Source organism: Rufibacter glacialis (assembly GCF_008271745.1).
Classification (GTDB): Bacteria; Bacteroidota; Bacteroidia; order Cytophagales; family Hymenobacteraceae; genus Nibribacter; species Nibribacter glacialis.
Genome location: NZ_VKKZ01000010.1, coordinates 219,074 through 245,962 on the forward strand (window position 1 = coordinate 219,074; position 26,889 = coordinate 245,962).

The 26,889-nt window shown below is 55.2% G+C and carries 23 protein-coding genes and 1 riboswitch; of the genes, 7 read left to right on the forward strand and 16 right to left on the reverse strand.

The features are described 5' to 3' along the window. Nucleotides 1–191 precede the first annotated feature (191 nt). Both FOE74_RS01745 and FOE74_RS01750 read left to right on the forward strand, forming a co-directional pair. Nucleotides 192–1,253, forward strand: a complete 1,062-nt coding sequence (locus tag FOE74_RS01745) for a DUF748 domain-containing protein (protein WP_149096886.1) — start codon at nt 192–194, stop codon at nt 1,251–1,253. Between the two features lie 304 nt (nt 1,254–1,557). Then, nucleotides 1,558–2,532 (forward strand): manganese catalase family protein, encoded by a 975-nt coding sequence (locus tag FOE74_RS01750; RefSeq protein ID WP_149096887.1) that lies wholly within the window; start codon nt 1,558–1,560, stop codon nt 2,530–2,532. A 238-nt stretch (nt 2,533–2,770) separates the two neighbouring features. Here the strand turns inward: FOE74_RS01750 and FOE74_RS01755 are convergent, their stop codons facing one another. Further along, on the reverse strand, nt 2,771–4,435 hold the full coding sequence (locus tag FOE74_RS01755; protein WP_225840595.1) for a hypothetical protein: 1,665 nt from the start codon (nt 4,433–4,435) through the stop codon (nt 2,771–2,773). A gap of 212 nt (nt 4,436–4,647) precedes the next feature. Here FOE74_RS01755 and FOE74_RS01760 point away from each other — a divergent pair, with 212 nt between their 5' ends. Both FOE74_RS01760 and FOE74_RS01765 read left to right on the forward strand, forming a co-directional pair. Continuing rightward, on the forward strand, nt 4,648–4,938 hold the full coding sequence (locus FOE74_RS01760; RefSeq protein WP_149096888.1) for a YciI family protein: 291 nt from the start codon (nt 4,648–4,650) through the stop codon (nt 4,936–4,938). Nucleotides 4,939–5,176: 238 nt separating this feature from the next. After that, on the forward strand, nt 5,177–7,837 hold the full coding sequence (locus tag FOE74_RS01765) for a cation-translocating P-type ATPase (protein WP_149096889.1): 2,661 nt from the start codon (nt 5,177–5,179) through the stop codon (nt 7,835–7,837). 212 nt (nt 7,838–8,049) lie between these two features. Here FOE74_RS01765 and FOE74_RS01770 read toward each other — a convergent pair whose 3' ends face one another. Beyond that, entirely contained in the window at nt 8,050–9,492 is a 1,443-nt protein-coding gene (locus FOE74_RS01770; RefSeq protein ID WP_149096890.1) for an alpha-amylase family glycosyl hydrolase, read from the reverse strand. Between the two features lie 298 nt (nt 9,493–9,790). Between FOE74_RS01770 and FOE74_RS01775 the strand changes: the two genes are divergently transcribed. Further along, the gene (locus FOE74_RS01775) at nt 9,791–11,350 is read left to right on the forward strand and encodes a protein adenylyltransferase SelO (protein ID WP_149096891.1); all 1,560 of its coding nucleotides are present in this window, start codon (nt 9,791–9,793) and stop codon (nt 11,348–11,350) included. Nucleotides 11,351–11,829: 479 nt separating this feature from the next. Here the strand turns inward: FOE74_RS01775 and FOE74_RS01780 are convergent, their stop codons facing one another. The 6 genes from FOE74_RS01780 to FOE74_RS01805 all read right to left on the reverse strand — a co-directional run bounded on the left by FOE74_RS01780 (nt 11,830) and on the right by FOE74_RS01805 (nt 18,160). After that, a complete protein-coding gene (locus tag FOE74_RS01780) occupies nt 11,830–12,384 on the reverse strand; it encodes a hypothetical protein (RefSeq protein WP_149096892.1) in 555 nt (184 codons plus the stop codon). A gap of 232 nt (nt 12,385–12,616) precedes the next feature. Beyond that, nucleotides 12,617–12,829, reverse strand: a complete 213-nt coding sequence (locus FOE74_RS01785; RefSeq protein ID WP_149096893.1) for a heavy-metal-associated domain-containing protein — start codon at nt 12,827–12,829, stop codon at nt 12,617–12,619. 88 nt (nt 12,830–12,917) lie between these two features. Beyond that, nucleotides 12,918–15,161, reverse strand: a complete 2,244-nt coding sequence (locus tag FOE74_RS01790) for a heavy metal translocating P-type ATPase (protein WP_149096894.1) — start codon at nt 15,159–15,161, stop codon at nt 12,918–12,920. Nucleotides 15,162–15,301: 140 nt separating this feature from the next. Continuing rightward, nucleotides 15,302–16,378, reverse strand: coding sequence for a flavin-containing monooxygenase (locus tag FOE74_RS01795; RefSeq protein WP_225840644.1), 1,077 nt, complete (start codon nt 16,376–16,378; stop codon nt 15,302–15,304). A 348-nt stretch (nt 16,379–16,726) separates the two neighbouring features. After that, nucleotides 16,727–17,107, reverse strand: a complete 381-nt coding sequence (locus FOE74_RS01800) for a four-helix bundle copper-binding protein (RefSeq protein ID WP_149096896.1) — start codon at nt 17,105–17,107, stop codon at nt 16,727–16,729. Nucleotides 17,108–17,230: 123 nt separating this feature from the next. Beyond that, on the reverse strand, nt 17,231–18,160 hold the full coding sequence (locus FOE74_RS01805; protein WP_149096897.1) for a cation diffusion facilitator family transporter: 930 nt from the start codon (nt 18,158–18,160) through the stop codon (nt 17,231–17,233). Nucleotides 18,161–18,195: 35 nt separating this feature from the next. Here FOE74_RS01805 and FOE74_RS01810 point away from each other — a divergent pair, with 35 nt between their 5' ends. Continuing rightward, on the forward strand, nt 18,196–18,537 hold the full coding sequence (locus FOE74_RS01810) for a hypothetical protein (RefSeq protein ID WP_149096898.1): 342 nt from the start codon (nt 18,196–18,198) through the stop codon (nt 18,535–18,537). A 65-nt stretch (nt 18,538–18,602) separates the two neighbouring features. Here FOE74_RS01810 and FOE74_RS01815 read toward each other — a convergent pair whose 3' ends face one another. The 5 genes from FOE74_RS01815 to FOE74_RS21380 form a co-directional block, all read right to left on the reverse strand. Beyond that, on the reverse strand, nt 18,603–18,932 hold the full coding sequence (locus tag FOE74_RS01815; RefSeq protein WP_149096899.1) for a four-helix bundle copper-binding protein: 330 nt from the start codon (nt 18,930–18,932) through the stop codon (nt 18,603–18,605). 148 nt (nt 18,933–19,080) lie between these two features. Then, the gene (locus tag FOE74_RS01820; protein ID WP_149096900.1) at nt 19,081–19,650 is read right to left on the reverse strand and encodes an AraC family transcriptional regulator; all 570 of its coding nucleotides are present in this window, start codon (nt 19,648–19,650) and stop codon (nt 19,081–19,083) included. Nucleotides 19,651–19,820: 170 nt separating this feature from the next. After that, a complete protein-coding gene (locus FOE74_RS01825) occupies nt 19,821–20,141 on the reverse strand; it encodes a hypothetical protein (protein WP_149096901.1) in 321 nt (106 codons plus the stop codon). 1 nt (nt 20,142) lies between these two features. Beyond that, nucleotides 20,143–20,766, reverse strand: a complete 624-nt coding sequence (locus FOE74_RS01830; protein ID WP_149096902.1) for a thioredoxin family protein — start codon at nt 20,764–20,766, stop codon at nt 20,143–20,145. 176 nt (nt 20,767–20,942) lie between these two features. Beyond that, nucleotides 20,943–21,488 (reverse strand): hypothetical protein, encoded by a 546-nt coding sequence (locus tag FOE74_RS21380; RefSeq protein ID WP_225840596.1) that lies wholly within the window; start codon nt 21,486–21,488, stop codon nt 20,943–20,945. 239 nt (nt 21,489–21,727) lie between these two features. On the opposite strand from FOE74_RS21380, the gene FOE74_RS01840 reads away from it, so the two are divergent. Continuing rightward, nucleotides 21,728–22,060 (forward strand): hypothetical protein, encoded by a 333-nt coding sequence (locus tag FOE74_RS01840; protein ID WP_149096903.1) that lies wholly within the window; start codon nt 21,728–21,730, stop codon nt 22,058–22,060. 83 nt (nt 22,061–22,143) lie between these two features. Here the strand turns inward: FOE74_RS01840 and FOE74_RS01845 are convergent, their stop codons facing one another. The 3 genes from FOE74_RS01845 to FOE74_RS01855 all read right to left on the reverse strand — a co-directional run bounded on the left by FOE74_RS01845 (nt 22,144) and on the right by FOE74_RS01855 (nt 26,412). After that, nucleotides 22,144–23,211 (reverse strand): YncE family protein, encoded by a 1,068-nt coding sequence (locus FOE74_RS01845; protein WP_149096904.1) that lies wholly within the window; start codon nt 23,209–23,211, stop codon nt 22,144–22,146. Between the two features lie 164 nt (nt 23,212–23,375). Next, on the reverse strand, nt 23,376–24,431 hold the full coding sequence (locus FOE74_RS01850; RefSeq protein WP_188686347.1) for a DUF5074 domain-containing protein: 1,056 nt from the start codon (nt 24,429–24,431) through the stop codon (nt 23,376–23,378). Between the two features lie 31 nt (nt 24,432–24,462). Then, nucleotides 24,463–26,412 (reverse strand): TonB-dependent receptor plug domain-containing protein, encoded by a 1,950-nt coding sequence (locus tag FOE74_RS01855; protein WP_149096906.1) that lies wholly within the window; start codon nt 26,410–26,412, stop codon nt 24,463–24,465. A 107-nt stretch (nt 26,413–26,519) separates the two neighbouring features. Further along, a riboswitch (cobalamin riboswitch) is annotated at nt 26,520–26,720 on the reverse strand. Nucleotides 26,721–26,889 lie beyond the last annotated feature (169 nt).

Below are 26,889 nucleotides of genomic sequence, written 5' to 3' on the forward strand. Positions count from 1 at the left end.
GTGTTCTGGGTTTAAAAGGCCGGTTTACCGGCTGTTTTCCGCAGAAGGCAGGGAAAACGCCTCCAGGCGGGTGCTACAGAAACAGCCAAGGAGGTGGATGAGTTCAGCAATTTCTGCCGGAGAACTAACGGGTGCGCCCTGAACTGCCCGTTTTGGCTTTCGTATACAAATAAGGAAAACAATTGAGTACCATGGCTATCCATCTTACCAGACCATTGAAAATTGGGTTGGTGGTAGTGCTGCTACTGCTCGCCTTCAGGATCGCACTTCCGTACCTGGTGAAAAACTACGTCAACAAGACGCTGGAAGAACTGCCGGGCTATACCGGCTACGTAGAGGACGTGGACATCTCCTTGCTAAGGGGCGCCTACCAGATAGACGGGCTTGTGCTGAAAGAAGAAAAAGGCAGTGAGAAATATCCGTTCCTGACCATTCAGGAGACGGACCTTTCCATTGAGTGGAAAGCCTTGTTCAAAGGCCGGCTGGCAGGCGAGGTCACCATGCTAAATCCGGTCATGAACTTGGTCACCGGGAACGCCCAGTCCTCTAAAGCGGCCAAGGATGACCCTACTATTGACCACTGGACCGAGGTGGTGAAAGACCTGATGCCGATGAAGATTAACCGCTTTGAGGTGCACAACGGTAAACTGGCTTTTATTGATTTCAGCGCCTCGCCAGACGCAAAACTGGATATCCATAACATGGAACTGGTGGCCCTGAACCTGGCCAACGTGGAAAACACGGGGGGGAAGCTACCCTCTTCGGTGAAGGTCACCGGCAAGTCTATTGGCGGCGGAACAGTGAAAGGCAAGATGCGGGTGAATGCCCTCAAGCGCATTCCAGACTTTGACTCAGATTTCCAGATAACAGGCGTGAATCTCACCAGCCTGAACGGCTTCATTAAAAGGTACGCCAAGTTTGACGTGGAGCGCGGCAAGCTGGACCTCTACAGTGAGGTAAAGCTCATGGACGGTCAGCTGAAAGGGTATATCAAACCGTTCTTTGAGGAGGTGAAGGTGCTCAACTGGAAGAAAGACAAGAAGGAAGGCGGGGTGCTCAGTGCCGTGAAAGAAGCCGTGATCGGGGTCTTTGCCGAAGCCGCTGAAAACCAGAAGCGGGACCAGATCGCCACCCACATCCCCATCACCGGCAACATCAACAACCCCAAAACCGACGGGTGGGAAACCTTCGTCAACGTGATCAAGCACGCCTTCATCAATGCGTTCAGCAAAGGCATAGAAAACAGCCTGTAAAGGAGGCATTCTTAGGAAGCTAGGCCAACTGCAACTCTATAAGATTAACATAGGATTCTTCTAAGGTGGAAAACAGAGGTCTTTTTGCGTTAGAGCCTTATGGATTTTATACCATATTGTAGGTGAGTCAGTTGTAGTGGATTTTTGCTTTGGTTTCGTCCTTTTTTAGGGAAAACAGCGCACAATCTCTTTGAACAAACCCCTGTGGAACCCGTTTCTTTCTAGTACCAACCCCATGCTGCTACCGGCCCTTTCTAATAAAGGAAAAAGGAACGCATGGGCTCACCTACTAACCTAAGATAACATGTTCCATCACGTAAAAGACCTTCAATTTAACGCCCGGGTGTCAAAACCTGATCCTCGTTTCGCCGCTTTGCTCTTAGAGCAGTTTGGTGGGGAAAACGGAGAGTTGGCCGCTGCCATGCAGTATTTCACCCAGGCCTTTGCCGCCAAACAGCCCTATCCAGAGAAGTATGACATGCTCATGGACATTGCCACGGAGGAGTTCAGTCACCTGGAGATTGTAGGAGCTACCATTCAGATGCTGCTGAAAGGCGTGAACGGGGAGTTGAAAGACGCTGCCGACCAGTCTGAGATCATGGAAGTCATGAACGGCAAAGCGGCCAAGGAGAACATCATCCACCAGGCCTTGTCTAACCCGCAGTTTGGGGTATTGAGCGCCGGCGGTCCACGCCTGACCAACAGCCAAGGCATTCCCTGGTGTGCCTCGTACATCCACTCCAACGGCGACCTCACCGTGGATTTACGCTCAAACATCGCCTCTGAGTCACGGGCCAAACTGGTCTATGAGTACCTGATGCAGTTCACTGATGACCCGTATGTAAAAGAGACGCTCTCTTTCCTGATGACCCGCGAGGTGGCCCACTTTGAGATGTTCCAGGCAGCCCTTTCCACCATTGAGCCCAACTACCCGCCGGGAGTTTTGCAAGCCGACCCACGTTTCACGAATCAGTACTTCAACCTGTCACAGGGTGAAAGCGCCCGCGGCCCTTGGAACGAAGGCGAGATGCCCAACACCGGCAAACCTTGGAACTACATTGAAGATCCACTGGCCCACGTGAAGGAAACCCAAGGACTTCAGGACCGGGAGAAAGGCATTGAAAAGGAGATGAAGCTCACCGAGAAGATGAACAAGGAACTCAGCAAAATCAAAAGCGCTGAAATCACCTCTGCTGAGCCCAAAGGCGTTGCCCAATGGAGCAGCTACAATGGTATAGAGGACGGTGAAAAGAAAGGGAAAGACAACAGTAAGTCTTAACCTTCTGTACATACTATAGAAAACGGCTATCAGGTGTGGAACCTGGTAGCCGATTTTTGTTTGTGGCTCAGGGGGTAAAGTAAAAGACCGTGCCATTTCCCTAGAACTAGTTGCATCTGGAAGAACTGCGAGGGTCTAGTCCTGCTACATAAAAAGACCTCACAGGTTTTTAAAACCTGTGAGGTCTACGATTATCTGTTTTTAGGCTCAATTTCAGAAACGGAGCCAATAACAGGGTTTAATGCTGGTGTTGCATGCTGTTGCCGGTCGTAGGTTTTTTAGCATTACTTCCTCCCATCATCAGGCCCGGGTTCAGCCTCAGGTAAATCTCCCCAGACACCGGGGTTTTACCATACAGCGGCTTCAGCAATTTATCTGGCGCGAAAACGCTGGCTTGTACCCCCAGGGTCAAATACGTATTGGCGAAATGCGCCACCCGCTGGCTTGTGCCCAAGGTGAGGGCATGCACGTCAAAAACATCATGGTGGTCAAATTGGTCTGCCAGGTCCAGCTCGCCCGGGGTTTTCTGCACGTACTCATAGCGGCCGTACACCGCGGTTTTGTCCATCTGCAGGTTGGCTTCGGCAATGGCCGAGTGCTCCTGGTGGTGGCCGCCGCCGTTAAAGCCCCAGATAAAAGCCGAGGTGAAGAACCGGTCACCCCCGCCCGCCAAAGGCCGGCTGTAAAGGGCAGAGGCCGTGGTGCGGGTTACGTCTTCCTCGGGTTCCAGAGGCTCAGGGCTGGTGATCCAGCCGCGCGATACCTGCAGAGCCCAGTTCTGGTTGGGGTTATAAGAAAGGCGCGTGGCATAGGAGTCAAACCGGGGTTTGTCAAAGTCATAGCGGTTTTCATCGGGTTCGCGGCCCGTGAAGTTGGAGCCTTCTATCTTGAACTGCTTGTACCGGAAACCTACCGTAGCTACCCCAAACGTGATGTGGGTGGCGTCTTGCCAATGGTGGCCCAGCGGTGATTCTGGGTTGTTGAACGCTGAGATGCGGTGCATGAACACGGGTGGCCCCACGGGCGGCTCCCCTGGGTAGCCAAAGAAGCCGTACAGATCCATGTCTTGGTTCAGCATGTGCGTGTAGCCTACGCTGATCTCAGAGAACAGGTCATGCGGGTGCTGGCGGTCTACCAGGCGTTTCCCGCCGCCGTAGGTTTCGCCGCTCTGGAACAGCAGGGGGTAACCGCGGTCGCCCATGGTAAGTTCATCCAGGCTCATCATCACGCTGAAGCGCAGGAGGCCGCGTTTGCCCACTTCGCGCTGCGCCATGCCCATGAACCAGTTGGGGGCGTCCAGTTGGCTGCCGCCCCGGGAGCCTTTCTCAAAGATATCCTGCTTGTTGTAGCGCAGCCACAGTTGGCCGTGGAACATGAGCATCCAGTCGCCGGCGTGTTTCATGTACCCATACATAGGCGTGGCGTCTGGGTGCCAGGACGTGCCAGAGCCGTTCCGGTTCATGGGCAGGTTGCGGGAGAACGCGTGGCTCATGCCGCCCATGCTGTGGTCCATGCCCCCGTGGCGGGTGGTGTCTTGTGTTTTAGTGCCTTCCTCCATGACCATGCCGGGGTGATGTTCATGCTTTTTCGCAGTGTCTTGCGGCATGGGATGGCCCTGGTGCTGCTGGGTGGTGGCAGGGGCAGGCATAGGGTGCCCTGAGTGATCACCGGTGGTTGTACCTGGGGCCGGGGATTTTTTAGGGGCTGCCGGAGCGGCCGCTTTTTTCTTGGCAGGGGCCGGCACGGGTTTCTTTTTAGGGGCCGAAGCCGGCTTGGTGGGTGCCGGTGGTACAGCGGGCTTGGTTTGCTTTTTAGCTGGTGCCGTGGTATGATGTTCATGCTGCGCCTGGGCCTCCAAGAGACCAAACGTCAAGGCAAGGGCAAGGGTGAAAAGTAGTTTCATAGGGTTACGTACGGTAGGAGTTAGTTAAACCTTTCGTGCTACAAAGAAAACGGGCGGCGGTGCCCGAAGTTTAACATCATCTGGTGATTCTGGTGTATAATTAGGTTCGGGCTGTTTATACTTGGCAATGAAAGCGGTTTCAGCCCGTTTTTTAGAAAATAACCCTAAAACAAAGCAACTGCGCGCATCTGCTGCCCACAACCTCCTTCGTTATGTTCCTCATTGAACTCACCTACGCCGTACCATTTGCAGAGATAGAACCATTCATGGCCGAGCATCTGGCTTTTGTGGAGCAAGGCTTCTCTGCCGGCCATTTCTTAGCCTCGGGCCGCAAAGTGCCCCGTGATGGCGGCTTCATCTTCTGCCGGGCAAGCAGCAGGCAAGCCGTAGAGGAACTCATGCAAGCTGACCCCTTCGTGTACCAGGCGCTGGTAGAGGTGCGAATAGTGGAGTTTGTGACCTCCAGAACCATACCCGAAATGGCCGGGCTGGCCGAAGCTTGATTCCTTCTTTAAAGGGAGTTTAAGCGAAAACACACCTGAAACGGATAGACTCCGGCTGGGGCTCCTGCCAACCGTTTTGAGGAGCAGGACCAAAAGCCTGGTCAGCTTATTTTTTCCTGAGAAGGTAGAAGCTTCTGGAAAATCTTCGTAGAAGCTGTAACATGATGGCCCTGAAAAGCAGGGCGTTGGAGCCAGCCATAGGGCAAAGGCTTTCTGGTGATTCGTTAATTAATAGTTCATGGAATTTTATCAACGTCCCGCAGAACACGTCTTAGAGGAATTACAAACTTCCCCAAAAGGCCTCTCCACAGCAGAAGTACAAGAGCGGTTGCAGACCCATGGGTATAATGAATTAGAGGAAGCCACCAAAGACCCGCTCTGGAAGCTTTTTTTGGAATCCTTCAAAGATCCCATGGTCATTGTGCTACTCATTGCCGCCGCGGTGCAGTTGGTATTGGGCGAGGTGATGGAGGCCGTCATCATCTTTGCGGTACTGGTGCTCAATGCCGTGGTGGGGGTGGTGCAGACCAGAAAGGCCGAAGGAGCCTTAGACGCGCTTCGGCAGATGTCAGCGCCCTCAGCCAAGGTCCTGCGCGATGGCGTGACCCAGACCATGGCCGCCCGCGAACTGGTACCCGGCGATGTGGTGCTGCTGGAGGCCGGTGACTACGTCTCAGCGGACGGACGACTGGTGCAGGGCAGCTCTTTGCGCATAGACGAAGGAATGCTCACCGGCGAGTCAGTGCCCGTGGAGAAACACACCGATACCATTTCAGAAGAAGTGGCCCTGGGTGACCGTAAGAATATGGTGTACAGCGGCGCGCTGGTGGTGTATGGCCGAGGGGCCTTTGTGGTCACCGGTACTGCCACCAAAACCGAAATAGGAAAAATAGCCGGTTTACTGGCCAGCGCCGAAAGCAAGCAAACGCCCCTGCAACGCAAGCTCGCAGATTTCAGCAAGAAACTGGGCTGGGTTATCCTGGCGCTTTGTATTGTGATCTTCGGGGTGGAGGCGGGTCGGGTCTGGTTTGATCCTGAAGGGCAGGACATGACCAGCGCCTTGCTCAAGGCCTTCATGTTTGCCGTGGCCGTGGCGGTGGCCGCTATCCCAGAGGCGCTTTCCTCCATTGTAACCATTGTATTGGCCGTGGGCACGAATAAAATGGCCAAGCGCCACGCCATCATCCGGAAATTGCCGGCCGTGGAGACCCTGGGCTCTACCAGTGTCATCTGTACTGATAAGACGGGCACACTTACCCAGAACAAGATGACGGTGGTGGATTTCTTCGTGCCCGGTAAAACCGGCGATGAGTTAACCCAGGAACCGGGCCAGTGGAATGCCTCGGCGCGGCGCCTGATGCAGGTGGCCGTACTCTGTAATGACTCCCACATCAATGAAGACGGAACCGTGATAGGTGACCCCACAGAGATCGCCCTCATCGCGTTCAGCAACCAGAACCAGCTCCCGTACGGTGACATTAGAAAAAAGTACCGGCGCGAGGCCGAGTTGCCTTTTGACTCGGACCGGAAACTCATGTCTACGGTCCATACCCTGGACGGCCAGCGCCTGCTGCTCACCAAGGGCGGTCCGGACGTGGTGTTCTCGCGCTGCACCCACGTGCTGATCAACGGCGAGGAACTGCCCCTCACGCCAGACCTGCTGGACAACATCCAGAACCAGAACGAGGAGTTCTCTGACCGGGCGCTGCGCGTGCTGGCGTTCGCCTATAAACCCTTGACCGACGGGGCAGAAATTACCTTTGAGGCCGAGAATGACCTGGTGCTGGTGGGCCTCTACGCCATGATTGACCCGCCGCGCGAAGAGGTCTACGCTTCCATTGCCGAAGCCAAGGTAGCCGGCATCCGGACCGTGATGATCACCGGTGACCACAAAACCACTGCCCAGGCCATTGGCCGTGACATTGGCCTGATGGATGAAAACGACATTGCCGTCACCGGGCAGGAACTGGACGCGCTCTCAGAAGAAGAGCTGGACCAGAAGCTGGAAGACATTGCCGTGTACGCACGGGTTTCGCCAGAAAACAAGATCAGGATTGTGCGGGCCTGGCAACGCAAAGGCAAGATCACCGCCATGACCGGCGACGGCGTGAATGATGCCCCGGCCCTGAAGCAGGCCGACATCGGCGTAGCCATGGGCAGCGGGACAGATGTGGCCAAAGACGCCTCGGCCATGATCCTCACCGACGATAATTTTGTGTCCATCATCAGTGCCGTGTCGGTGGGCCGCACGGTTCTGGACAACATCAAGAAAGCGATCGCCTACCTGTTTGCGGGGAACCTGGGGGCTATCATTGCCATTCTGTTTGCGCTGGCCCTGGACTGGGTCAATCCGTTCACACCCATTCAATTGCTCTTCATCAACCTGCTCAATGACTCACTGCCGGCCATTGCCCTGGGCATGGAAAACGCGGAACCCAACGTAATGCAGCGCAAACCCCGTGACATCAACGAAGGCATTTTTGCCGGCGGCACGTTAAAGTCCGTGCTCATGCGGGGTATTCTTATTGGGGCAGCGGTGATTGTGTCACAGTACCTGGGCTTGCAGCACTCCCCTGAGATGAGCATTGCCATGGCTTTTACTACCCTTATTCTGGCTCGTACGTTGCAGACGTTTGCCGCCCGTTCCAATACGCAGACCGTCTTTGGGGCTGGTTTCTTTGAGAACAAATATGTGCTGGGCGCGGTCTTGCTTTGCTTCGGGTTGTATGGTCTCACGGTACTGCCGGGCGTAAGGGAGATTTTCTCTATCCCGGCTACGTTTGGGTGGGCTGAGTGGCAATATGCCGCCGGTTTAGCCTTGGGCGCTGTGGTCTTGATGGAAATCTGGAAGTTGATGCCCTGGGCCTCGGGCAAAAAGAAAACGGGGCATTCTTCATAAAACGGCGCAGAAACGCTTTTTACCTTCACCTAAGAAAGCAAAACGGCTTTTTGTACCGACAACCCTCGCTAAGAGCGGAGTTAATCGGTACAAAAAGCCGTTTTTGGTGTTACCTGGTAAAGCGGTTGTCTTGAAACTGTTGCCCGTACGCCTTACCATGAAACCTTCTTTCCGTCTGTTTTTCCTGAAAGGGAGCAGAAACCAGGAGCGGTTTAGATGGGCGCTGTCTGGTCACTGTGCAGCACCAGGTATTTCCAGGGCCCCAGGGTGATCTCGTCATCGCCCTTCAGCTGGTAGCTGTCATTGGTGAACAGTTCTTTGTAACGGCCAGCCTGGCTTTTTGAGTTGAGTTTCACTTTTACCCGCTGGTTGCTGAAGTTAATGATGGGAATGACCTTGTTGCCGTTCTTCTCGCGGTAGAAGGAAATCACCTGGTCTGGCTTGTCGTTGTAGATCCTGACCATCTCGCCGCCCCATTCCCCATTCCAGAGCGCCTGGTTTTTGTGCTTCAAGGCAAACAGCTTGGTGTAGATTTCGGCGTTCCGGTGCGGTTTCCAGGTGATGGTGTCTTTTTCGAAAAACCTGAGCGAACGGTTCAGGCCCGCTTCCTGCCCGCTGTAGACCAGAGGCATGCCGTTCACCACCGAGGTCATGACCATGGCCGCTTCCAGGCCCGGACCAAAGTTGGCGTACTGGTTTCCGGCCCAGGAATTCTTGTCGTGGTTATCAGTGAAGGTCATGCGGTAGCCGCCTCTGGGGAACGAACTCACATCATGGGCCATGTATTCCACCAGGCCGTGGATGGGCTTCTGGCCCGTGGTCACCTCGTGCAGCCGGTCCCACAGGCTCCAGGAGTAGGTCATGTCAAAGGCTTTTTTGTGCAGATCCCGTGATTCCCACTCGGCCAGCATGAACACGGGCTTTATGGCGTCCAGCTCCGCGCGGGCGTTCTCCCAGAAATCAACGGGCATGAAACCGGCCACGTCGCAGCGGTAGCCGTCCACATCCAGTTCCCGCACCCAATAGGTGAGCGCCTCGGTCATGTATTTCCGGAGGCCGGGTTGGGTATAGTCAAAATCAATGATGTCTTCCCAATCATACCAGGGCGTGGGCTGGAAGTCGCCTTCAGCGGTCTTGGTGTACCATTCCGGGTGCTGCTGGGTGAGCGGGTTGTCCCAGGCCGAGTGGTTAGCTACCCAGTCCAGGATCACGAACATGCCAAGGGTATGGATTTTCTGTACCAGGGCCTTGAAATCTTCCTTGGTGCCAAATTCAGGGTTAACGCCGTAGTAATCCTTCACCGAGTAGTAGCTGCCCAACGTGCCCTTCCGGTTCTTTTCCCCGATGGGGTGAATGGGCATGAGCCACAGAATATCAACCCCCATTTTCTTAAGCCGGGGCAGGTGCGCCTCAAAGGCTTTGAACGTGCCTTCTGGAGTATACTGCCGGATATTTACCTCATAGATGGTGGCGTTCTTGCTCCAGGCCGGGTGCGTCAGTTCCACGTAGGGTTTGGGGGCATACCGGTCATCCGCTTTCTTCTCTTTCTGCGGGAGGGCCACCGTGGGGGAAGCCTTCTGAGGCGCGGGGCTGTTGCAGCCTAAAAGGAGAAGAAGAAAGCCAAGGAGAAAAGTGGGGGAGAGGTGTTTAGCCATGGGAGACACAGGTTTTAGGCCAGAAGGCCGAAGCGCGTGAAAAAAAACAAACCAGTAGTGTATGCTGGTATGGTTAAAGATACGTAAACCTGCCTGCGAAGCGAAGAAGAATATGCTACTTTTGGCCAATCCACTGGGGTTCTCTTCTATTTGAACCGCAGAAAGAAGGCGAAAAACAGAACCAGAGGTAGGGTCATGTCAACTTTTTCGGTGTAGCCTTTGTTGAAAAAGATGCGGAATCCCCAGCCTATTTTCCGGGCACGGACAGTCCCATTCAGTTTGTACTAAGCAGAAAAACATGCAGTCATTAAGCCAAAAAGAATATAAAAATGAGTTCGTCAGCGCCTTTGACGGGGATGACAGCGGAGACCTGAAGCCGCGCCAAACCCCCGGCGTGCTGTACAGCAAAACCGTGCCCACCCCGGTCAAAAAGCCCGAGGTGTTGGCCTGGTCTGAGGAACTGGCGCAGGAATTGGGCATTGAGAAACCCACTGACCAGAAAGACGTGGATGTGCTGGGCGGAAACCACGTGGCTCCGTCTATGTACCCCTACGCCGCCTGCTACGCCGGGCACCAGTTCGGCAACTGGGCCGGGCAGCTAGGCGATGGCCGCGCCATTACTTTGGGCGAGTGGGAAGCCCCAGACGGGAAGTCCTGGGAACTGCAGCTCAAAGGGGCGGGCATGACCCCGTACAGCCGCCGCGCCGACGGAAGGGCCGTGCTGCGGTCCTCGGTGCGGGAATACCTCATGAGCGAGGCGATGCACTATCTGGGCGTACCTACCACCAGAGCGTTGAGCCTGGTGTCTACCGGTGACCAGGTGCTGCGCGATATGTTCTACAACGGCAACCCAGGGTATGAACCCGGTGCCATTGTGATGCGCGTGGCGCCTAGTTTCCTGCGGTTCGGGAGCTTTGAGATGCCGGCGGCCCGCCGGGAGAACGAGAACCTGCGGAAACTGGTAGACTGGACTATTGACCGCTACTACCCGCACCTGCAGGGCGAAGGCCGGATTCTGGCCTGGTTCAAGGAAATCATGGAGAAAACGGCTCTGCTCATGGTAGACTGGATGCGCGTAGGTTTCGTGCACGGCGTCATGAACACCGATAACATGTCTATCCTGGGTCTTACCATTGACTACGGCCCCTATTCCTTCCTAGACGATTACGATCCTGACTTCACGCCCAACACCACCGACTTGCCGGGGCGCCGCTACGCCTTCGGGAAGCAGGCCAACATTGCCTACTGGAACCTAGGCTGCCTGGCCAGCGCCATCGCGCCCTTACTGGAGGGCACCGAGGAGTTGGTAGCCATTCTGGAAACCTACCCGGATTTCTTCCATGGGAAGTATTACGCCATGATGGGCGACAAGCTGGGGCTAGACCAGGTGCAGGCCACCGATCAGGAACTGATCACTCGTTTCACCCAAACCCTCTACACCCTTAACCTGGACATGACCATCTTCTTCCAGTTGCTCATAGACCTGCCGCAGGAAGTAGGTACCGAAGAGGACGTAGTGGCCCATTTTCAACCCAGTTTTTACCGGGACCTGGAAAAAGGGGAACGTGCCATGCTGTTGAGCCTGATCACGGACTATGCCGCGCGCCTGTCTGCCAACACCGGGCCCCGCGAGGCAGCTGCCCAGAAGATGCGGAAAGCTAATCCCCGGTTCATCCTCCGGAACTACCTGTTACACCAGGCCATTGAGGAACTGGAGAAAGGGGAGAACCAGCTGTTCCTGAAACTTCAGGCCGCCCTGAAAGACCCGTACTCTAGAAACCATGACGAGTTCTTCGCCAAGCGCCCCGACTGGGCCAGCCAGAAAGCCGGCTGCTCTATGTTGTCTTGTAGTTCTTAAAATCGGCTGGAAGTCACGCGTTCCATCTCCCTTTGAAGGGGGTAGGGCCGTTAAGTTCTAAAAATATAGCTGGTTCAAGTTTCTAACTTGGACCTAAAAGGAGCTGAAGGTTTCAACTTCAGTGAGGCGAAAGCCTCAAACTATGCAAGAATGGCATGGAACTCCACCCCAGTTTAAGGCTTCAAAGTAGAACTTAACGGTCCTACTTTCAAAGGGGGTAGGGGGATGACCAGGCCGCTTCTAGAACCGTTCAACCTCGGCTACGCGCCAGGCAACCACAAGGGTTTGCCCCTACCAGCATCCTCGGGAACGCCATGATCAGCAGGTGAAATCATCCCCCTACCCCCTTCAAAGGGGGACGGAATGCGTGCTAGATCATTACAACTAGAAGATGATTCGGTAAAAGGGTGCTTCTTGTTTAGGGGCTGGTTTTTAGAAAAACGGCTAAAACAGAAATGGACGTTGGAAGTCAGGCGAGATCAATACATCTCAATGACTTTCAGCGTCCATTTTTCATTGATGCGGTAGGTGCCTCTGCGCAGCACGTGCAGGCCTTCGCCGACGGCGTACAGGGTGAGGGCGGCGCCCATGGTCTGGAGACCGTCTGTGCGGTCAGACTTCTCCTTCTCGCTGAGGTTGGTTAAAGCATTCACGCCGCCAACCAGGGTGAAGATGCTGCCCCCGGCCTTGAAAAGAGTTCCTACAAAACTGGCTACCTTGCGGCCCCCGGTATGGTTCTGAAGACGGATTTTCTCTACTTCCTTCAGGGGTACCCGTAAGCCCTCCACAAAAAAAGCATCGCCCCGCACGTCTAGCACGGTCATGGTCTGGAGTTTCTTGTCCTGGAAACGCTTAAAGGTGATGGATTCGCCTATCTGGATGCGGTAGCGGGAGATGGTGCCGGCTTTGGCCAAAAGCAGGTACCGGTATTTCCCAATTGCAGTAGGAGCAGAGGAAGTGGTTTGGGCTAGGCTGGTGAAAGGGAGAAGGCAACTGAAAAAGAGGAGAGACCCAAGCAGAAGATGTTTGACCATGCCAGTAGAGTAGTTTACAAGGAAACGTTGCAAAAGTAAACTTATTGATAAATCTCTATATTAAGATAAGCCCCAGCATGGTTGGCGTGGTCTTTCAGGGCATTTTCAGAAAAATACGGCCAAAGCGACCGCTAGAGCTTCCGGTTCCCGGAATGGTATGCTTGGCGGGAGCACAAACAAAAGGGCCACCTGTTTTCAGGTGGCCCTTTTGTTTGAAAGTGAATAGAATAACTTAGTCTTCAACCTTGGTCGCCTGATACCCGGCGGTTTCCACGGCCTTGATAACGGTCTCAGAAGTAGCATCACCTTCCACGGTCAAGATCTTGTCTGGGTTGGCGGTGTCTACCTGCCATTGGTAAATGCCCGGCGTATTGTCTAAGGAAGGAGTGACGGCGCTGATGCAGCCTCCGCACTTGATATTGGTTTTGAATTTCAGCGTGCTCATATCGTTTTTAATTAGGAATTAAGAATTAGGAATTAAGAATGGCTGCCCGAAAGGAATCAGCAATTAACAATCAACAATCAGCAATTTATCAAAGCTTTAACGTTCGGAGGCGCAAACTGTTGGTCACCACAGAGACGGAACTGAGGGCCATGGCCGCCCCCGCCAGCATGGGGTCTAGCAGGAAACCCCACAGCGGGTACAGCAAACCAGCCGCCACCGGAATCCCGATGATGTTGTAAATAAACGCCCAGAACAGGTTCTGGTGGATGGTACGCACGGTGGCTTTGCTCAGTTTGATGGCCTTGGCAATCGCGCTCAGGTCGGAATGCATGAGCGTGACCTTGGCCACGTCCATGGCAATGTCGGTGCCGCGGCCCATGGCAATGCCCACATCGGCCAGGGCCAGGGCCTGAGAGTCATTGATGCCGTCGCCCACCATGCCTACTACGTGCCCCTGGCGCTGCAGCTCCTGAATGAAATCGGCTTTGTCCTGGGGCATGACCTCGGCTTTGAAGTGCTGCAGCCCCACCTGTTGGGCCACGGCGGCGGCGGTCTGGGCATTGTCGCCGGTGAGCATGTACACCTGTAGCCCCAGGTTTTGCAGATCTTTCACGGCTTGCGCCGATGTTTCTTTGATGGCATCTGCGATGGCGATAAGCGCGACCACCTGTCCCTGGGTACCCGCGAAGACGACCGTCTTGGCCTGGGCTTTCAGTTTCTGGGCCGTTTCTTCAAATTCAGCCGAGAAGCGGAGCCCGTTCTCCTGCATCAGGTTCTGGTTCCCTAGCCAAAAGGTTTGGCCTTGGTAGTGGGCCTGTACTCCGCGACCGGTCACGCTCTGGAACTGCTCCAGCAGCGCGGGTTTCACGCCAAGCTCGGTGAGGTGCTTTGAAACGGCCTCGGCCAGCGGGTGTTCAGACTGGTTTTCCATGGCCAGCAGCACCGCCGCCAGTCTGGCTTGCTCTTCCTGGGGCACGGCCCACTGCAGTTCCGTGACCTCGGGTTTTCCTTTGGTGATGGTGCCGGTTTTGTCCAACACGATGGCCGTGAGTTTATGGGCCGTTTCCAGACTTTCGGCGTCTTTGATCAGAATCCCGTTCTCGGCCCCGCGTCCCACGCCCACCATGATGGCGGTGGGCGTAGCCAGGCCCAGCGCGCAAGGACAGGCAATGATTAGCACCGTGATCAGCGCCAGCAGCGCGTGCGTCACGTTGTTGTCGCCGCCCAGGAAGTACCAGGCCGCAAAACTCAGCAGGGCAATCCCTATCACAATGGGCACAAAGATGCCGGCAATCTTATCGGTGAGTTTCTGCACGGGCGCTTTGGAGCCCTGTGCTTCCTGCACCATTTTGATAATCTGGGCCAGAAGCGTCTGGGCACCTACTTTCTCCGCGGAGATCTGGAGACTGCCTTTCTGGTTGATGGTGCCTGTGAACACCTGGTCGCCGGTTTTTTTCTCCACCGCCATCGGCTCGCCGCTGATCATGCTCTCGTCTAGAAAGGAGGAACCCGCTACCACGCGTCCGTCTACCGGAATTTTCTCGCCGGGCCTGATCAGCAGCACATCGCCCACCAGCACCTCTTCAATGGGCAATTCAATCTCCTGGCCGTTGCGTAAGGCTTTCACAGATTTCGGCTGTAAGCCCATGAGCTTTTTAATAGCGCCCGAGGTGCGGCTTTTGGCCCGTTCCTCTAAAAGCTTGCCCAGCAGAATAAACGCGATGATGACCGTGGCCGCCTCATAGTACACATGCGGCTCCAGGCCCCTTGACAGGAAGAACTCTGGGTAGAACGTGTTGAAAGCACTGAACAGGAACGCGATGCCGGTGCTCAGGGCCACCAGCGTATCCATGTTGGCTTTGCCGTGGCGGGCCTGCTTCACCGCGTTCACGTAGAAGTTACGGCCAAACCAGAACACCACCGGAATGGTGAAAGCGAGCATGATCCAGTTGCCGTAGGGCATGTGGTGGAAGAACATGCCAATCACCGCCACCGGCAAAGACAGGGCCGCGGCCCAGATGGTCTTGGTCTTGATGCGTTGGTAGGCCTCCTGCTCACGGGCTTCCTGCGCTTCGGGGGTAGCCTCCTCTTTTTGGAGGAGCATATCATAGCCCACGCTCTGCAGGGCTTTTTGCAATGTGGTCAGGTCAGTGCCGGGCGCATATTCTACCAAAACGCTTTTATTGGCGAAGTTCACGGCGGCGCTTTCTACCCCCGGCTGGGCCTGCAGCATAGACTCCACGCTCACGGCGCAGGCGGCACACGTCATGCCATCTATAGGAAAGCTTTCCTTTATGGCAGGTTTCGGTTTTTCTTTGGTGAGGGTTGCCATAGTAGTATGTTTTAACGTCAGATCAATTTCTATTACAAAGATACGGCAGGCAAGAGGCGGGGTCGTTACAGGATTATAGGCGGTGGTTATATAATTCGCGTAGGGCGGCGGGCAAGGTCATGTAAGTCGGCTAAAACCTTCTATGTTAACTGCTCCGCGATGAACTGCGCGTCTTTTCCGGCGCCCAGCAACAAGGCAGAACCACGGCTCCGCTGCCAGGAAAGCCCCAGGTAAAACAACCCCGCTACCGGGCTGATCCCTTGCTGGTGCACCGGCTGTCCGTTAGAACCCAAGGCGCCGGGAAGCTGGAGCCAGCCATAGTCCGGCTTAAAGCCGGTGGCCCAGACGATGCTCTGGAAACGGGTGTGGGTACCATCCTGGAACGTGATGTGCTCTTGCCCAAAGCCCGTGATGGCCGGCCGAAGGGAGACCTTCTTGTTTTGGAGCAGTTCTTTTAATTCCAGACCATAAATGAGGTCACTGTCGCGGCGGAGCCGGTTTCCTATAAAAGAGGAAGGGGAGGCGTAGAGGACCTTGGTTTTAGTGGCCCACCAGAACACACTCTTCCCCCATTTGGTTAGGGACGAGAACCGTGGCGGCTTCTTCACCGAAAGATGCACCTCATGTGTGCGGGCTAACTCCACGGCAATCTGAGCCCCTGAGTTCCCGGCCCCCACCACCAGCACCTTGCCAGCCGGAATCTGGGCTGGACTACGGTAGTGGGCGCTGTGGATCTGCACCAGATCCGCTGAAGGGGCCGTGGGGTATTCTGGAATAAAAGGTGCCTGAAACGGTCCCGTGGCAATCACCACTTGCCGGGCCAGGAAGGAAGTTGAGGTGGTCTGGATATGGAAAATACCCTCCTCTTTGGTCAGGGAGATCACCTCCTGCTGTAACGCCACCGGCAACTTGAAATGGGCGGCGTACTGTTCCAGATAATCGGCGATCTCGTTTTTAGAAGGGTAATAGCCTTTGGGCAGTTGCAGCGGCCAGCCCGGCAGGTGGCAATACTCTGCGGGCGTGAAGAGGCGCAGAGAGTCATACCGGTTGCGCCAGGAGTCACCCAGGCGAGGGGCTGCGTCTACTAATAAGAAGTTCTTGTTCTGGAGGTGCAGGTAATAGCCCAAGGCCAGACCCGCCTGTCCGGCGCCGATCACCATGACATCATAGGCCGTTTGCTTTTCTTGAAGCGGTATGGTTTGGCTTTCGGGCTGCATCAAAGTTCTGTTGAATGGATGCGCAATCTAGAAGATAGCTTTACCCATGTCTTTACACAATTTTATAGAAGACGTGCAGGATTTTAGTTTGGCTGTAAGCAAACCATGTTTTGGAACGGGTGAACGGCAGGGGCAACCCTTGTGGTTGCCCTGACCGGTAACGCTTGTAAACAGGTAGACAAAGGAGAGACCTGATCAATCTGGAACCTGCCTCATGCGTTGGGAACGGAAAAGGGCCACCACCAGGGTTGCCCCTACCTGAAAACAAAGAAGCTTCCTTCACCACCTACGTAGCAAAGGAAGCTTCTTTAGTTTACGGGCTATTTCTAGGGAAAGGGTAAAAAGCGCTTATACATCATCTGAGGCATTGGCCGCCGAAAGCAGCTCGGCCACCAAGTCAGACCTCGGGATCAGCTCTTGGCACACCTCCACGCAGTGGCGGCAGGCGGCGGCACAGGCCTGGCAATGATCCTGGGCATGGCGTTCGCATTCTACTGCGCAGGCCTCGCAGATCTCCACGCATTGGCGCAGCACCAGCCGGGCATGTTCAGACCCCTTAGACAAAAACGAAGCGGTCAACCGACAATAATCGGCGCAGTCCAAGTCCAAGTGAATGCAGCGGGCCATCTTTTTCACTTCTTCTTCCTGCAGGCAGGCGGTGGCACAATGGTCGCAGGCCGCTATACAGGCCAGCAACGCATCAATGGCCGGTTTATACTCGGTACGCATAGGCTTAGAAGTTTTGGTGAACTCTTCTATACGTGCACGGCCCCGCTGGGGTGAGGTGTTTTTCGGTTGTTTTCTGCAAAGAGGCCCTTAACGGGAAGCTGGCAGCAAGCAAGTCAAGCGGACTTAATGGTACACCCCGTCCTGGACACAGGCAGGGTTCGGGGCACCGCGCTCTACCTGCAGGGTCACGTGCTGAAGACCGAATTGGTGACCCAGTTCTTCCTGGATCTGGGTCAGTTGCGTGTCTTGATAGGCGTCTTCCACCACCAGGTGCGCGGTCAGCGAGTTCTCGGTGCTGCTCATGGCCCACACGTGCAGGTCATGCACCTCCGTCACGCCGGGGATTTCCAGCAGATGTTGCCGGATGGCCCGCACATCCAGGTTCTGCGGAGCGGCATCCAGGGTAAGGCGCAGTGATTCTACCAGCAGGCCCCAGGTGCTCCAGACAATCACCACCATGATGGCCAGACTCAAAACGGCGTCTACCCAGAACCAGTTGGTATAGTACATGATCACCCCGCCCAGCACCACACCCAGGCTCACCAGCGCATCGGCGGCCATGTGCAGGTAGGCGCCTTTCACGTTGATGTCATGGTCTTTGTCGCGGAAGAACAAGAGGGCGGTGCCGGCATTGATGAAAATGCCCACCAGCGCCACCAGGGAGATGGCGGTGCCGTTGAGCGCGGGCGCACTTCCCAACCGCCCCACTGCCTCCCAACCAATGGCGCCTACTGCCACCAGCAACAGCATGGCATTGAGCAAAGAAACCAGGGTGGTGCTTTTCCCGAAGCCGTAGGTAAAGCGGTGGGTGGGTTTTCGCTGGGCGAGTTTCAGCGCCAGATAGGCCAGCAGCAGGCTGATGACATCTGTGAAGTTATGGCCCGCGTCAGTGAGCAAGGCCAGCGAGTTGTACCACCAGCCGGCCCCGGCCTCAGCTGCCACATAGCAGAGGTTCAGCCCGATGCCCCACAGGAAGGCCTTGTTCAGGTATCCGGAGGCCGGTAACCCATGACTGTGGCCATGCCCGTGTCCGTGAGAATGTGAATGCGCCATATGTACTGAGCTTGGTCTATGGTTTTCTTACATACGTGGCCGAAGAAAAGGCTTCAGCCGTAGGGACAAAGAAATCACAACCAAGAGGATTTCTTGTTACAGATTTTACGCCGATTGTTATGGAATTTGGGGAGCAAACCGCTTCCGTAAATGACCTGGAAAGCAGCTACAGCAAGAAAAAGGCTGGCCTGTTTAACTTAGCAAACAGACTGTTTTCTGCACCAGGAAAAGCACAGGTCTGGAGACGGGAGAAAATCTTTCCAGCGGGAATCAGGTGCTGGCTAAAGAGGAGGGATTTACGTGGCTCTTTTGGGAAAAGGACAGAGATCTGTAGGCAAGTAGCTGAAGAATCAAAACTGATTTCAGAGGTATTTTAAAGAAAAGACTACAAAAAGAAGACAGCCGGGATTGCCGGCTGTCCTGTTCTCTTAGGGTAGAATCGTTAAGCTGCCAGAGACCGACAGGCTTCCGCACAGCGGCGGCAGGCCTCGGCGCATTCCTGGCAATGGTCGTGGTCATGTTGGGCACACTCGGCGGCGCAGGCTTCGCAGACCTCAATACACTCCCGCAGCAGGTGCTTGCCGTGCTGGGAGCCTCGGGCCAGCAAGGTGGCGGTGAGGCGGCAGACATCGGCGCAGTCGCGGTCCATCTGAATGCAGCGGGCCATCATTTGCACGTGGTCTTCCTGCAGGCACATGGTGGCGCAGTTCTCACACGCAATGATACAGGCGTGTAAGGCATCAATGACGGTTCTATTCTGGGTGTTTTGCATAAGGCTTGGGCGTTAAGTGGAACATACAACAGGTGCCCGCCGCAGAGAAGCCGGGTCTGCCTTTCCTGCGGCTGGTACCTTTCTTTTTACGCCTACTCATTCTGGCCGTTGTTATAAAACAAGGCGCCCAGTTGTGCAAAATTCGCTTTTACGCCAGTTTATCCAGCGGAAGCCGCGCAATAGAAGGGTCTTTTTTGAAATCGGTGACGGAAACGCCGGTGACTTTCTTGAACTGGTTGGAGAGGTGCTGCACGCTGCTGTACTGCAACCGGTGCGCAATCTCGCTCAGGGTGAGTTCTCCGTAAGAGATAAGCTCTTTCACCCGCTCAATCTTGAGCCGGATAAGGTATTTCTCCAGCGTAGTACCGGTCTGCTGCGAGAAAACCTTGCTCAGGTGCTGGTAAGACAAACCCAGTTTCTCTGCCAAGTACACCGAGGTAGTGATGGGTTGGTAGGCTTCTTCCAGTTGCCGTTGGTATTCCAGCAGCGTGGTTTTGATCAGATCCGTGAGCTGTTCGTCTTTCTCCTGGAGCAGTTCAAACCCGTGGACCTGTAAGGCTGCTGAAAGAGCCGTGGGGTCAAACTCCTCCGGGGTATCCACCACGGCTTCGCCGAGCTTTACCTCCTGCACCGCCAGCCCCTGTTGCGACAACACCTCAGTGACCGTGGCAATGCACCGCGGGCACACCATGTTCTTGATATATATGTGATGTTCCATGGCTATGTGGTTTTGGTTCCTGGCGTGAAGGTGCACCAGTTTTACCAACTAACAAAGAAACCTTAGAAAGAGTGTCTCAAGACGCAAGACATAAGACGCAAGACTTAAGACACAAGACACAAGACACAAGACTCAGGACTCATAACTCAGGACTCATAACTCAGAGCTCTTCAGTCTTCGGTCCGGTTGATCTTGGGCAGGTTACGTTTAGGGGCCGCCGCTTGCCGGGGTGCCGCTTTGGTGGTTTTGGGCTTCTTTTTAGAGAACCGCATGAAAACCCAGTTCACGCCGGGCACAATAACAAAGGCGGTACCAGCCAGCAAGATAAACACCACCAGGAACGCGTTGAACAACCGGAAAATAAAGTCGCTGGTAAGCCCGAAGGTATACAGCAGCAAGGCCATGGCCAGCAACATGCTGATGAGGCCAGCAATGAGCAGGTCGCGGCGCCAGTCCCGCTGGAAGGGGTGTCTCTTGAGAACCTTGGCCATGTTACCCCAGAGAAGCTTTAATCCACTGCGGCAACAGGTCAAGAAGTTCGGCCTGCAGGGCCACACCGTTGTTCTCCTCTGAGTGCTGCAAAGACTTTTTGATGAATTCCAGCAGGGGCAGTTCCTGCTTCTTGAGGTCTAAGACAAACTCCTGCAATACCTGCGGCCGGGGACCCCAGGAGCCCAGCGGCTGCAAGGTCTGGGCATCAAGGGCAATCAGCTTGGGAATGCTTTTGCCCCCGTTGGTAAGGTAAGCGTCCATGACGGCGGGGTGCTCGGTGCGCAGCAGGGTTCTCAGCTCCACCTGCTCAGATTGCTGGGCCAGGGCAGCCAGTACCGGCAGGTGTACCGCGGCATCACCGCACCACCCTTCGGTAAGCACTAGCCAGAGCTGCGGGCGGGGCAAGGCCTTGACCATGTCCACCAGGTCTGGCCGCAGCGGGGTCTGGAAGGTGCGTTCCATGATGACCAGGTTGTCTTGGTTGAGCTGGGCCAGAAACGCTGATTGGTCCAGACCGGTCGACTTGCCTTGGGCCACTGCCTCGCGCACCAGCGTCAGATACTCCTCAAACGGGAGGCTCAGCGCCACCACCTCAGGGGTAATCACATTCTCTTGTGCTTCCATAGTTCCTACTTTAAAGCCTGCCGCGGGGCAGACGGGTTATGCGAAGATACGGCAAAGCAGGCTTCCTGCCCAACCTTTCCTGCTTTGGCAGGAAAACAAAAGACCCGGTGGTTTCCGGGTCTTTTGCTGAAAACAGGCGAGAAATCACCTGTCGCCTTTCATAAGGAAGAGGGAATTTACTCTTTCCCGTTATCTGAGCCTTCTTTGTCTTTGTGGCCTTGGAGGGTACTGGCGTTGGGCTGGTTGTTCCGGAACTCCTTGTCTGAGGAATCTGCCCCGCGGGTGTCTGAGGGGTTGGCATTGGAACCCTGCGGACTGTGCTGCTCTGGGTCAAACTTGCCTTTCTTGGCGCCGCCGCCGTGGCCTTCCCGGGAAGGGACGTTCTCGCCGCGGGTGTTATCAGCACCGCCGGCTACCGGACCGTCCTGGAATTTGGGCGCGTTATTGCCCTGGTCTGGGTTGTGGTTGTGCTCGCTGTTGGGCTGTCCGCTCACCCCGGCGCCAGTACTCCGGTCTTCCTGGTCATTGTTGCTGGATTTCTGGTTTCCGCTGCCGGAACCCTGGGGGTTGGAACGGGTTTCAGGGGAGCCTTCAAAGGGCGGGTTATTGTTATGGCGGTTGCTGTTGTTCAGGTTATCATCCTGGCTGTTCACTTCCTGCCAGCTTCTGTCTTGATCAGGTCTGTTCTGTTTTGGGCTATTCTCGCCTTTTCCTTTGGTCATGGTTCTTTCTCCTTTACTTAAGATAAAACGGTACAAATGACTACGCCGGGACTTCCCAGAGTATACCGTTGTACGGGGAGAGCCCGGGGAAGGGTTGACAGGCGGGGCTAGAAAGTGGCAGGGCCCGGAAGAAAAGGCCTATGGTTAACTCAAAGCCCTTGTAGCGCGTACTACCTCCAGAACGGGCTGTCAGCCTTGCCTGACCGCCCCTTACCAGCTAATCTTCTGAACTTAAGCGAATGAAAAAATTATTCAATTCCCTAAATCGCCTTTCCTGGTCTTTGGTGCTGGGCGGGGCCTTGCTTGTGGGCGCCTCGGCCTGCAGTACCGGAACCAGCGAGGGCAATGTAAACGTGGAGGAAAGCGACTTCAAAGACAAGAGCCCCACCGAGCATAATGCCCAAGGCACCTCAGACAACACCCAAGACCCTCTCAATACCTCTGGCACTGATTCCACTAACCAGGCTATCTATGACCAGCAGGAAAACAAGATCAGGGAGCGTAATACGGGTACCAGTAACCAGGGAGTAGGCGGCGCGGCCGAAAGAAGCACGAACAAACAAAACAACTAGCACCCAGTGCCCAAAGAAAAGCCTGCCTTTCACAAGGCAGGCTTTTCTGTTTTAGGGGCCTATTCAGGAAAAGAAGCCAAAAGCTACCGGAAACCAAACCCGTTGGGCGTACCCTGCACCTCAAAAGAGTCTACCACGCTCCCCGTGTTTTTATACCGGATAACCCAGGCTGAAGCCCCAGCGGCGGCCGGTTGGGTGGCGGCGTACAGAAGTCCGTCAGCGGGGTCTTGGCCCAGTACTGAGAAACGGCGCGGGATGAGGGGCTGGGCGGGCAGGGCTGTGGCTCCTTTGTTCATGGCGTATACCCCGTCATACAGGAAAAAGAGCTGATTTTTGGAACTGCTCAAGGTGAGGCCCTGCGGCCGGAAGGCGGAACTGGGGAAGGTGAAAACCTGAGGGGCGGTTTTCAAGGCCGCAGGGTTGATCCGGTACAGTTGGCCTTTTGTGCTGTTGGCAGGGTTGGCCGCATCTACCATGCCGCCGCATAGCACCCACAGAATGCCCGAGGCGTCTACCACCATGCTGTTAGGGTGGTGCCCCACGGTAAGGGTGGTGTCCATTTTATAGGTGGTGGTGTTGAGTACGTTTATTTTGTTGCTTTTCTCATTGGCGATGAAAAGACGTACGCCCAGCAAAGCCATACGGCCCGGGTTGGGCCCAACCGAAATATTTTTAACCACCTTATTCGTGGCCAGATTCACCTCTACCACCCGGCCAGAGTCCGCCTGGCCAGAGGCAGGCGTAGGCAACCAATCGCTCACGTACCCGGTTTTGTTGTCTTTCACCAGTAATTGCCTGGGGTTCACCAAACCGGCAATGGCCCCGGCCGAGGTGAAGGTGCGGGCATGCAGCACTTCTATTTTCTGGTTACCCGTCAGCAGGTAGGTCTTCTCAAAAGTAGCCGCCATGGAAACCAGGTTGCCGTTCAACGACTGGTTGTTTGCTTTCTGGAAAAGGTCTGCTTCTACGGTTTGGGTAGCCCGGTCATAGTAACTCACGGTGCTGTTCGGCGTGCCGGCGTTGGAGATGAGAACCCCTGTTTCATACACAGGAACCAGGTCTTTTTCTTCCTCCTGACAGGAAGTGGCAAAGGGCAAGGCCAGAACAAGCAGCGAACCTAGAACTTGTTTGGCAAAAGGGGAGCGTTTCATCCTGCTAAGGTAGAAAATAAGCCGACAAGGTGAAGAACCAGTTAATGGGGAGACCCAGTGGTGTTGCTGCTCCTTTACAAAGAAACGGGCCGGAAACCCGCTTCACAGCCTCTGGCTTCCGGCCCGTTTTGGGGTGCCTTTCTGAAAATCGACCTATAAACAGGTTACCTGAACGTGAAACCGTTGGGCAGGATTCTTACCTGGAAGGAATCAATGACGGTTCCAGACGGTTGGTAACGCACTACCCAGCCATTGGTGGAATAGCCGCCCACGCCAAAGTATAGCGTACCTTTTTCAGGGTCAACACCCAAGCCATAGGGGTTTCGGTTGATGAGGGCTGTGGTAGGTAAGGCTGTGGCCGAGGTAGCCATGGAGTAAATTTTTCCGCCGTAGGAGAAGACCAGGGTATTCTTGGCTCCGTTGGTGGTTAACTGGCCCGCGCCATTGGGGCCCTGCGGAAAGGTATAGGTGGTAAGGGCGTGGTTATTGGCCGGGTCAATCCTGATCAAGGCGCCTGCTGAGGAGTAGCCGCCTCTCAGTACCCATATCTTGTTGTTGGCATCCAACACCAGGTGTTTAGGCGAATCGCCTACGGTGATGGTGGCCTCTACCACATCAGTGGTGGTATTGATAACCGAGATGGTGTTGCCAGCGCTGTTGGCCACATATAGTTTGCCGTTGTGGATCAGCAAGCCCTCAGGCAACAAACCTACATTGATGGTTTTGGTGACGGTATTGGTGGTGAGGTCCAGGACGGATACGCGGCCGGTTCCGGTGTAGCCGAAGAAATCATACCCTACATACTCGGTCACATAGGCCTTGGTAGAGTGGAGGGCCGCCATGTACCTGGGGATCTTCAACCCGTTGATCACACCCACAGAGGCAAAGGTAAAGGCATTTACTACCTCAATCTTCTCGCTGTTGTTCACGGCAATATAAGCTTTGTCATCCAGGAAGGTGAGCGACTGGGCTGCGTCACCCAAAGGCCGGCTGTTTACAGTTTTAAACAGTTCAGGAATCAACGTTTTGGCATCTGGAGACAGGTAGCTTACCTCCGCAGTGGGCGTCCCGAAGTTCCCTTCATTGGTGATGAACACGCCGTGCTCATAAGCCCCTTTAGGGGTGTTGTCCTCGTTGTCGCCTTCGCAGGAAGTGGCCAGGAATGTGCCGCTGCCTACTAACAGGTACAGAAAATACTTCTTTAAAGAATTGGGTTTCATAGTAATCATGAGTGAATAGAAAAAGTAAGCGTTAAGGTTGTGGGGCTGCCCATCTCAGCGAAACCGATAGCCTGAAATTGCGCGGCGGCATGGCCCGGTAGGCCAGGGTTTGGTAGATGGTGTTGGAGGCGTTCAGCACCTGGGCCAGGAGTTGGGTTTCAAAGGAACGCCAGGTGAAGGTTTTGCCCAGACCGGCGTTGACCAGCGGGTAGGCCGGCAGCCAGTGGTTGTTGTCATTGTCGGTGAAGCGTCGGCCGGTAAAGGTGGCGTCTGTGGTCAACCACCAGCTCTTGTAACGGACCTCGGCCCAGGCTGCCATCTTGTGTTTGGGCACGTAAAACAACTGCCGGGCTTGTAACTGCGCCTGGGCGTTTGGTAATTTCTGTTGCGAAATGGTATAGGCATAGGCCGCCCCCCCAGACAAGATCCAGGTTTCCTCCATTTGATAGTGCCACCGGCTGTCCAATTCCAGGCCGTGCCCCCGTACCTTCTGCAGGTTTACCGGTTCAGAGTAATTACCCTCTGTAGAGCGTTGCCATTGAATCCAGTCTTTCACTTGTAGTGCGTAACCGGTCAATTCAGTGCTGCCGGTCAGGGAACCAGAGCGGTATTGGTGCTGCAGGCCTCCTTCATAGCCCCAACCGCCCTCGGGTTTTAAGGCTGGATTTCCGCCGGGGCGCCAGAATCGGTCGTTCAGGGTGGGCACGCGGTAGCTTCGCGAGACATTGGCCTTTAAGGTGAGGGAGTTTCCCTGGTCTTGCCAAAGAGAGAGGTTGGTTCCCAGGGTAGGGGTAAGTGGGGGGTTGAACCCTTGAACCCAGGCCTGTCGCACGTTCAGGCTGAGTTGGAGGGTGGGCAGCGGGTCATACCGGAGCCAAGCATAGGTAGAAAATCGCTGTTCCTCTACTTTTCCCCCGTAGCCACTCACATGGGCTTTAAACAACTGCCCTTCGGCCCCAAGTTGGAGCATCAAATTGGGCAGCAATGTCCGCTCGTGCTCTACCTGGCTTTGATAGGTGCCAACGGTAGAAAAGGAAAGGGAGTCAACGGTAGCAAGGGAGGCATTGTTCCGGTAGTCCAGACGATCTTTGAAATAGGCCGCCCGTACAGTGGTGGTGCCCCCAGCTAGCCTCCCTTGCCACTCGCTCATGAGGCGTAGGTTCTCGTCGTCTTGCTGAGCGTGGGTGTTGGCGCTGCCCATTGACGGCTGGATCTGCCGGTGGGTCTTCACATACCAGCCCCGCACCGAGAGCCGTTGCGCCTGGCTTATCTTGTAGTGTATTTCCTGCGCGAAACTGTTTTGGTGAAAGGCGGCGTTTTGCAACGTTTCCCGGGGAGAGCCAAACGCTGTGGTGTTCCTATACCGGAAATCGTTGTCTGAGGCCGTGCGGGTGAACGAAGAGGAGAGAGCCAGTCTGCCGTTGGCAAAGGATCCAGTGGCCGCCGTCCGGCGCTGCCCGAAGCTGCCCAGTTCCTGCTGTACCTGCACCCGCTGCTGCGGCGCAAACGATACCGGATTCTCTAAAAGGACTGCTCCCCCCACGGCCCCGCTGCCGTGCAGTGCGCCGCTGGGGCCGTGCTGCAGGCTGACCTGGGTATTGGCCGAAGGCGGCAGCAAAGCAAAATCTGACATGCCCAAAGTAGGCAGCGCAATGTTGAAACCATTCCACAGGACGGCGGTGTGGCTGGAGGAGGTGCCCCTGAAGGCCACGGTAGCCAACATGCCGTTGCCGTTGCTCTTAAGGTACAAAGGGCTGCGTTGTTGCAGCACGTCTGCCAGGGTAATGCCCGGCTGCCGTTGCAAAAGCAGGGTGTCTACAGCCTGCACCCGGGCGCCGGCAGCGTAGCGGGTGTACCGGGGGGCGGACACGGTCACGGGAGCCAACTGCACGGTGTCAGGGGCCTGGGCATAACTGTGCCCCACGGGCAGAAGCTCAGCGGCCACCGCAGCCAGCGCACATAGAAAAAATTGACGGACCATATCCTCAGCGTACAAAGCAGAGGAGACTTGTAAAGGAAGAACGACACGAAAACGCCAGCCCACGCCGGGGCCACCATCCTTGCTGCTTTTTTTCCCGAAAGCCTCCAGGTGAATGTTAGACGTTGGCAGGTCTCCTGGCTCTCTTCTTCTGCCTGGCCTTCCCATCCGGCAAAGCGGACAGTGGCGTGTGGAAGGCAGAATTTTACTGAAGATAACAGTTGCGGGTACAGCTCAGGTATTACACCTGATTCCCTTTTAAGACATCATGGGCAGAAAACCCAGGTTGTCACCAATATCAAGGCAAAGGTACAGGAAGTTTGGAAAGGCCACTACACCAGCGCCTAAAATTTACGGACAGCTGTTTTCTGGCCGTTTTCCGGTAAACCAGGCAGAAGCGGAAAAGTAGTTTTGGGACTACCTGAACGGGGCTTCGGCGGGAAATCACAAGGGCCCTCTCCTGTAGAATCTGTTTTAGGG

Coding starts and splice junctions, on each gene's coding strand:
- FOE74_RS01745 (WP_149096886.1), top strand. CDS start 192: ATGGCTATCCATCTTACCAGACCATTGAAAATTGGGTTGGTGGTAGTG.
- FOE74_RS01750 (WP_149096887.1), top strand. CDS start 1,558: ATGTTCCATCACGTAAAAGACCTTCAATTTAACGCCCGGGTGTCAAAA.
- FOE74_RS01755 (WP_225840595.1), bottom strand. CDS start 4,435: ATGAAACTACTTTTCACCCTTGCCCTTGCCTTGACGTTTGGTCTCTTG.
- FOE74_RS01760 (WP_149096888.1), top strand. CDS start 4,648: ATGTTCCTCATTGAACTCACCTACGCCGTACCATTTGCAGAGATAGAA.
- FOE74_RS01765 (WP_149096889.1), top strand. CDS start 5,177: ATGGAATTTTATCAACGTCCCGCAGAACACGTCTTAGAGGAATTACAA.
- FOE74_RS01770 (WP_149096890.1), bottom strand. CDS start 9,492: ATGGCTAAACACCTCTCCCCCACTTTTCTCCTTGGCTTTCTTCTTCTC.
- FOE74_RS01775 (WP_149096891.1), top strand. CDS start 9,791: ATGCAGTCATTAAGCCAAAAAGAATATAAAAATGAGTTCGTCAGCGCC.
- FOE74_RS01780 (WP_149096892.1), bottom strand. CDS start 12,384: ATGGTCAAACATCTTCTGCTTGGGTCTCTCCTCTTTTTCAGTTGCCTT.
- FOE74_RS01785 (WP_149096893.1), bottom strand. CDS start 12,829: ATGAGCACGCTGAAATTCAAAACCAATATCAAGTGCGGAGGCTGCATC.
- FOE74_RS01790 (WP_149096894.1), bottom strand. CDS start 15,161: ATGGCAACCCTCACCAAAGAAAAACCGAAACCTGCCATAAAGGAAAGC.
- FOE74_RS01795 (WP_225840644.1), bottom strand. CDS start 16,378: ATGCAGCCCGAAAGCCAAACCATACCGCTTCAAGAAAAGCAAACGGCC.
- FOE74_RS01800 (WP_149096896.1), bottom strand. CDS start 17,107: ATGCGTACCGAGTATAAACCGGCCATTGATGCGTTGCTGGCCTGTATA.
- FOE74_RS01805 (WP_149096897.1), bottom strand. CDS start 18,160: ATGGCGCATTCACATTCTCACGGACACGGGCATGGCCACAGTCATGGG.
- FOE74_RS01815 (WP_149096899.1), bottom strand. CDS start 18,932: ATGCAAAACACCCAGAATAGAACCGTCATTGATGCCTTACACGCCTGT.
- FOE74_RS01820 (WP_149096900.1), bottom strand. CDS start 19,650: ATGGAACATCACATATATATCAAGAACATGGTGTGCCCGCGGTGCATT.
- FOE74_RS01825 (WP_149096901.1), bottom strand. CDS start 20,141: ATGGCCAAGGTTCTCAAGAGACACCCCTTCCAGCGGGACTGGCGCCGC.
- FOE74_RS01830 (WP_149096902.1), bottom strand. CDS start 20,766: ATGGAAGCACAAGAGAATGTGATTACCCCTGAGGTGGTGGCGCTGAGC.
- FOE74_RS21380 (WP_225840596.1), bottom strand. CDS start 21,488: ATGACCAAAGGAAAAGGCGAGAATAGCCCAAAACAGAACAGACCTGAT.
- FOE74_RS01840 (WP_149096903.1), top strand. CDS start 21,728: ATGAAAAAATTATTCAATTCCCTAAATCGCCTTTCCTGGTCTTTGGTG.
- FOE74_RS01845 (WP_149096904.1), bottom strand. CDS start 23,211: ATGAAACGCTCCCCTTTTGCCAAACAAGTTCTAGGTTCGCTGCTTGTT.
- FOE74_RS01850 (WP_188686347.1), bottom strand. CDS start 24,431: ATGAAACCCAATTCTTTAAAGAAGTATTTTCTGTACCTGTTAGTAGGC.
- FOE74_RS01855 (WP_149096906.1), bottom strand. CDS start 26,412: ATGGTCCGTCAATTTTTTCTATGTGCGCTGGCTGCGGTGGCCGCTGAG.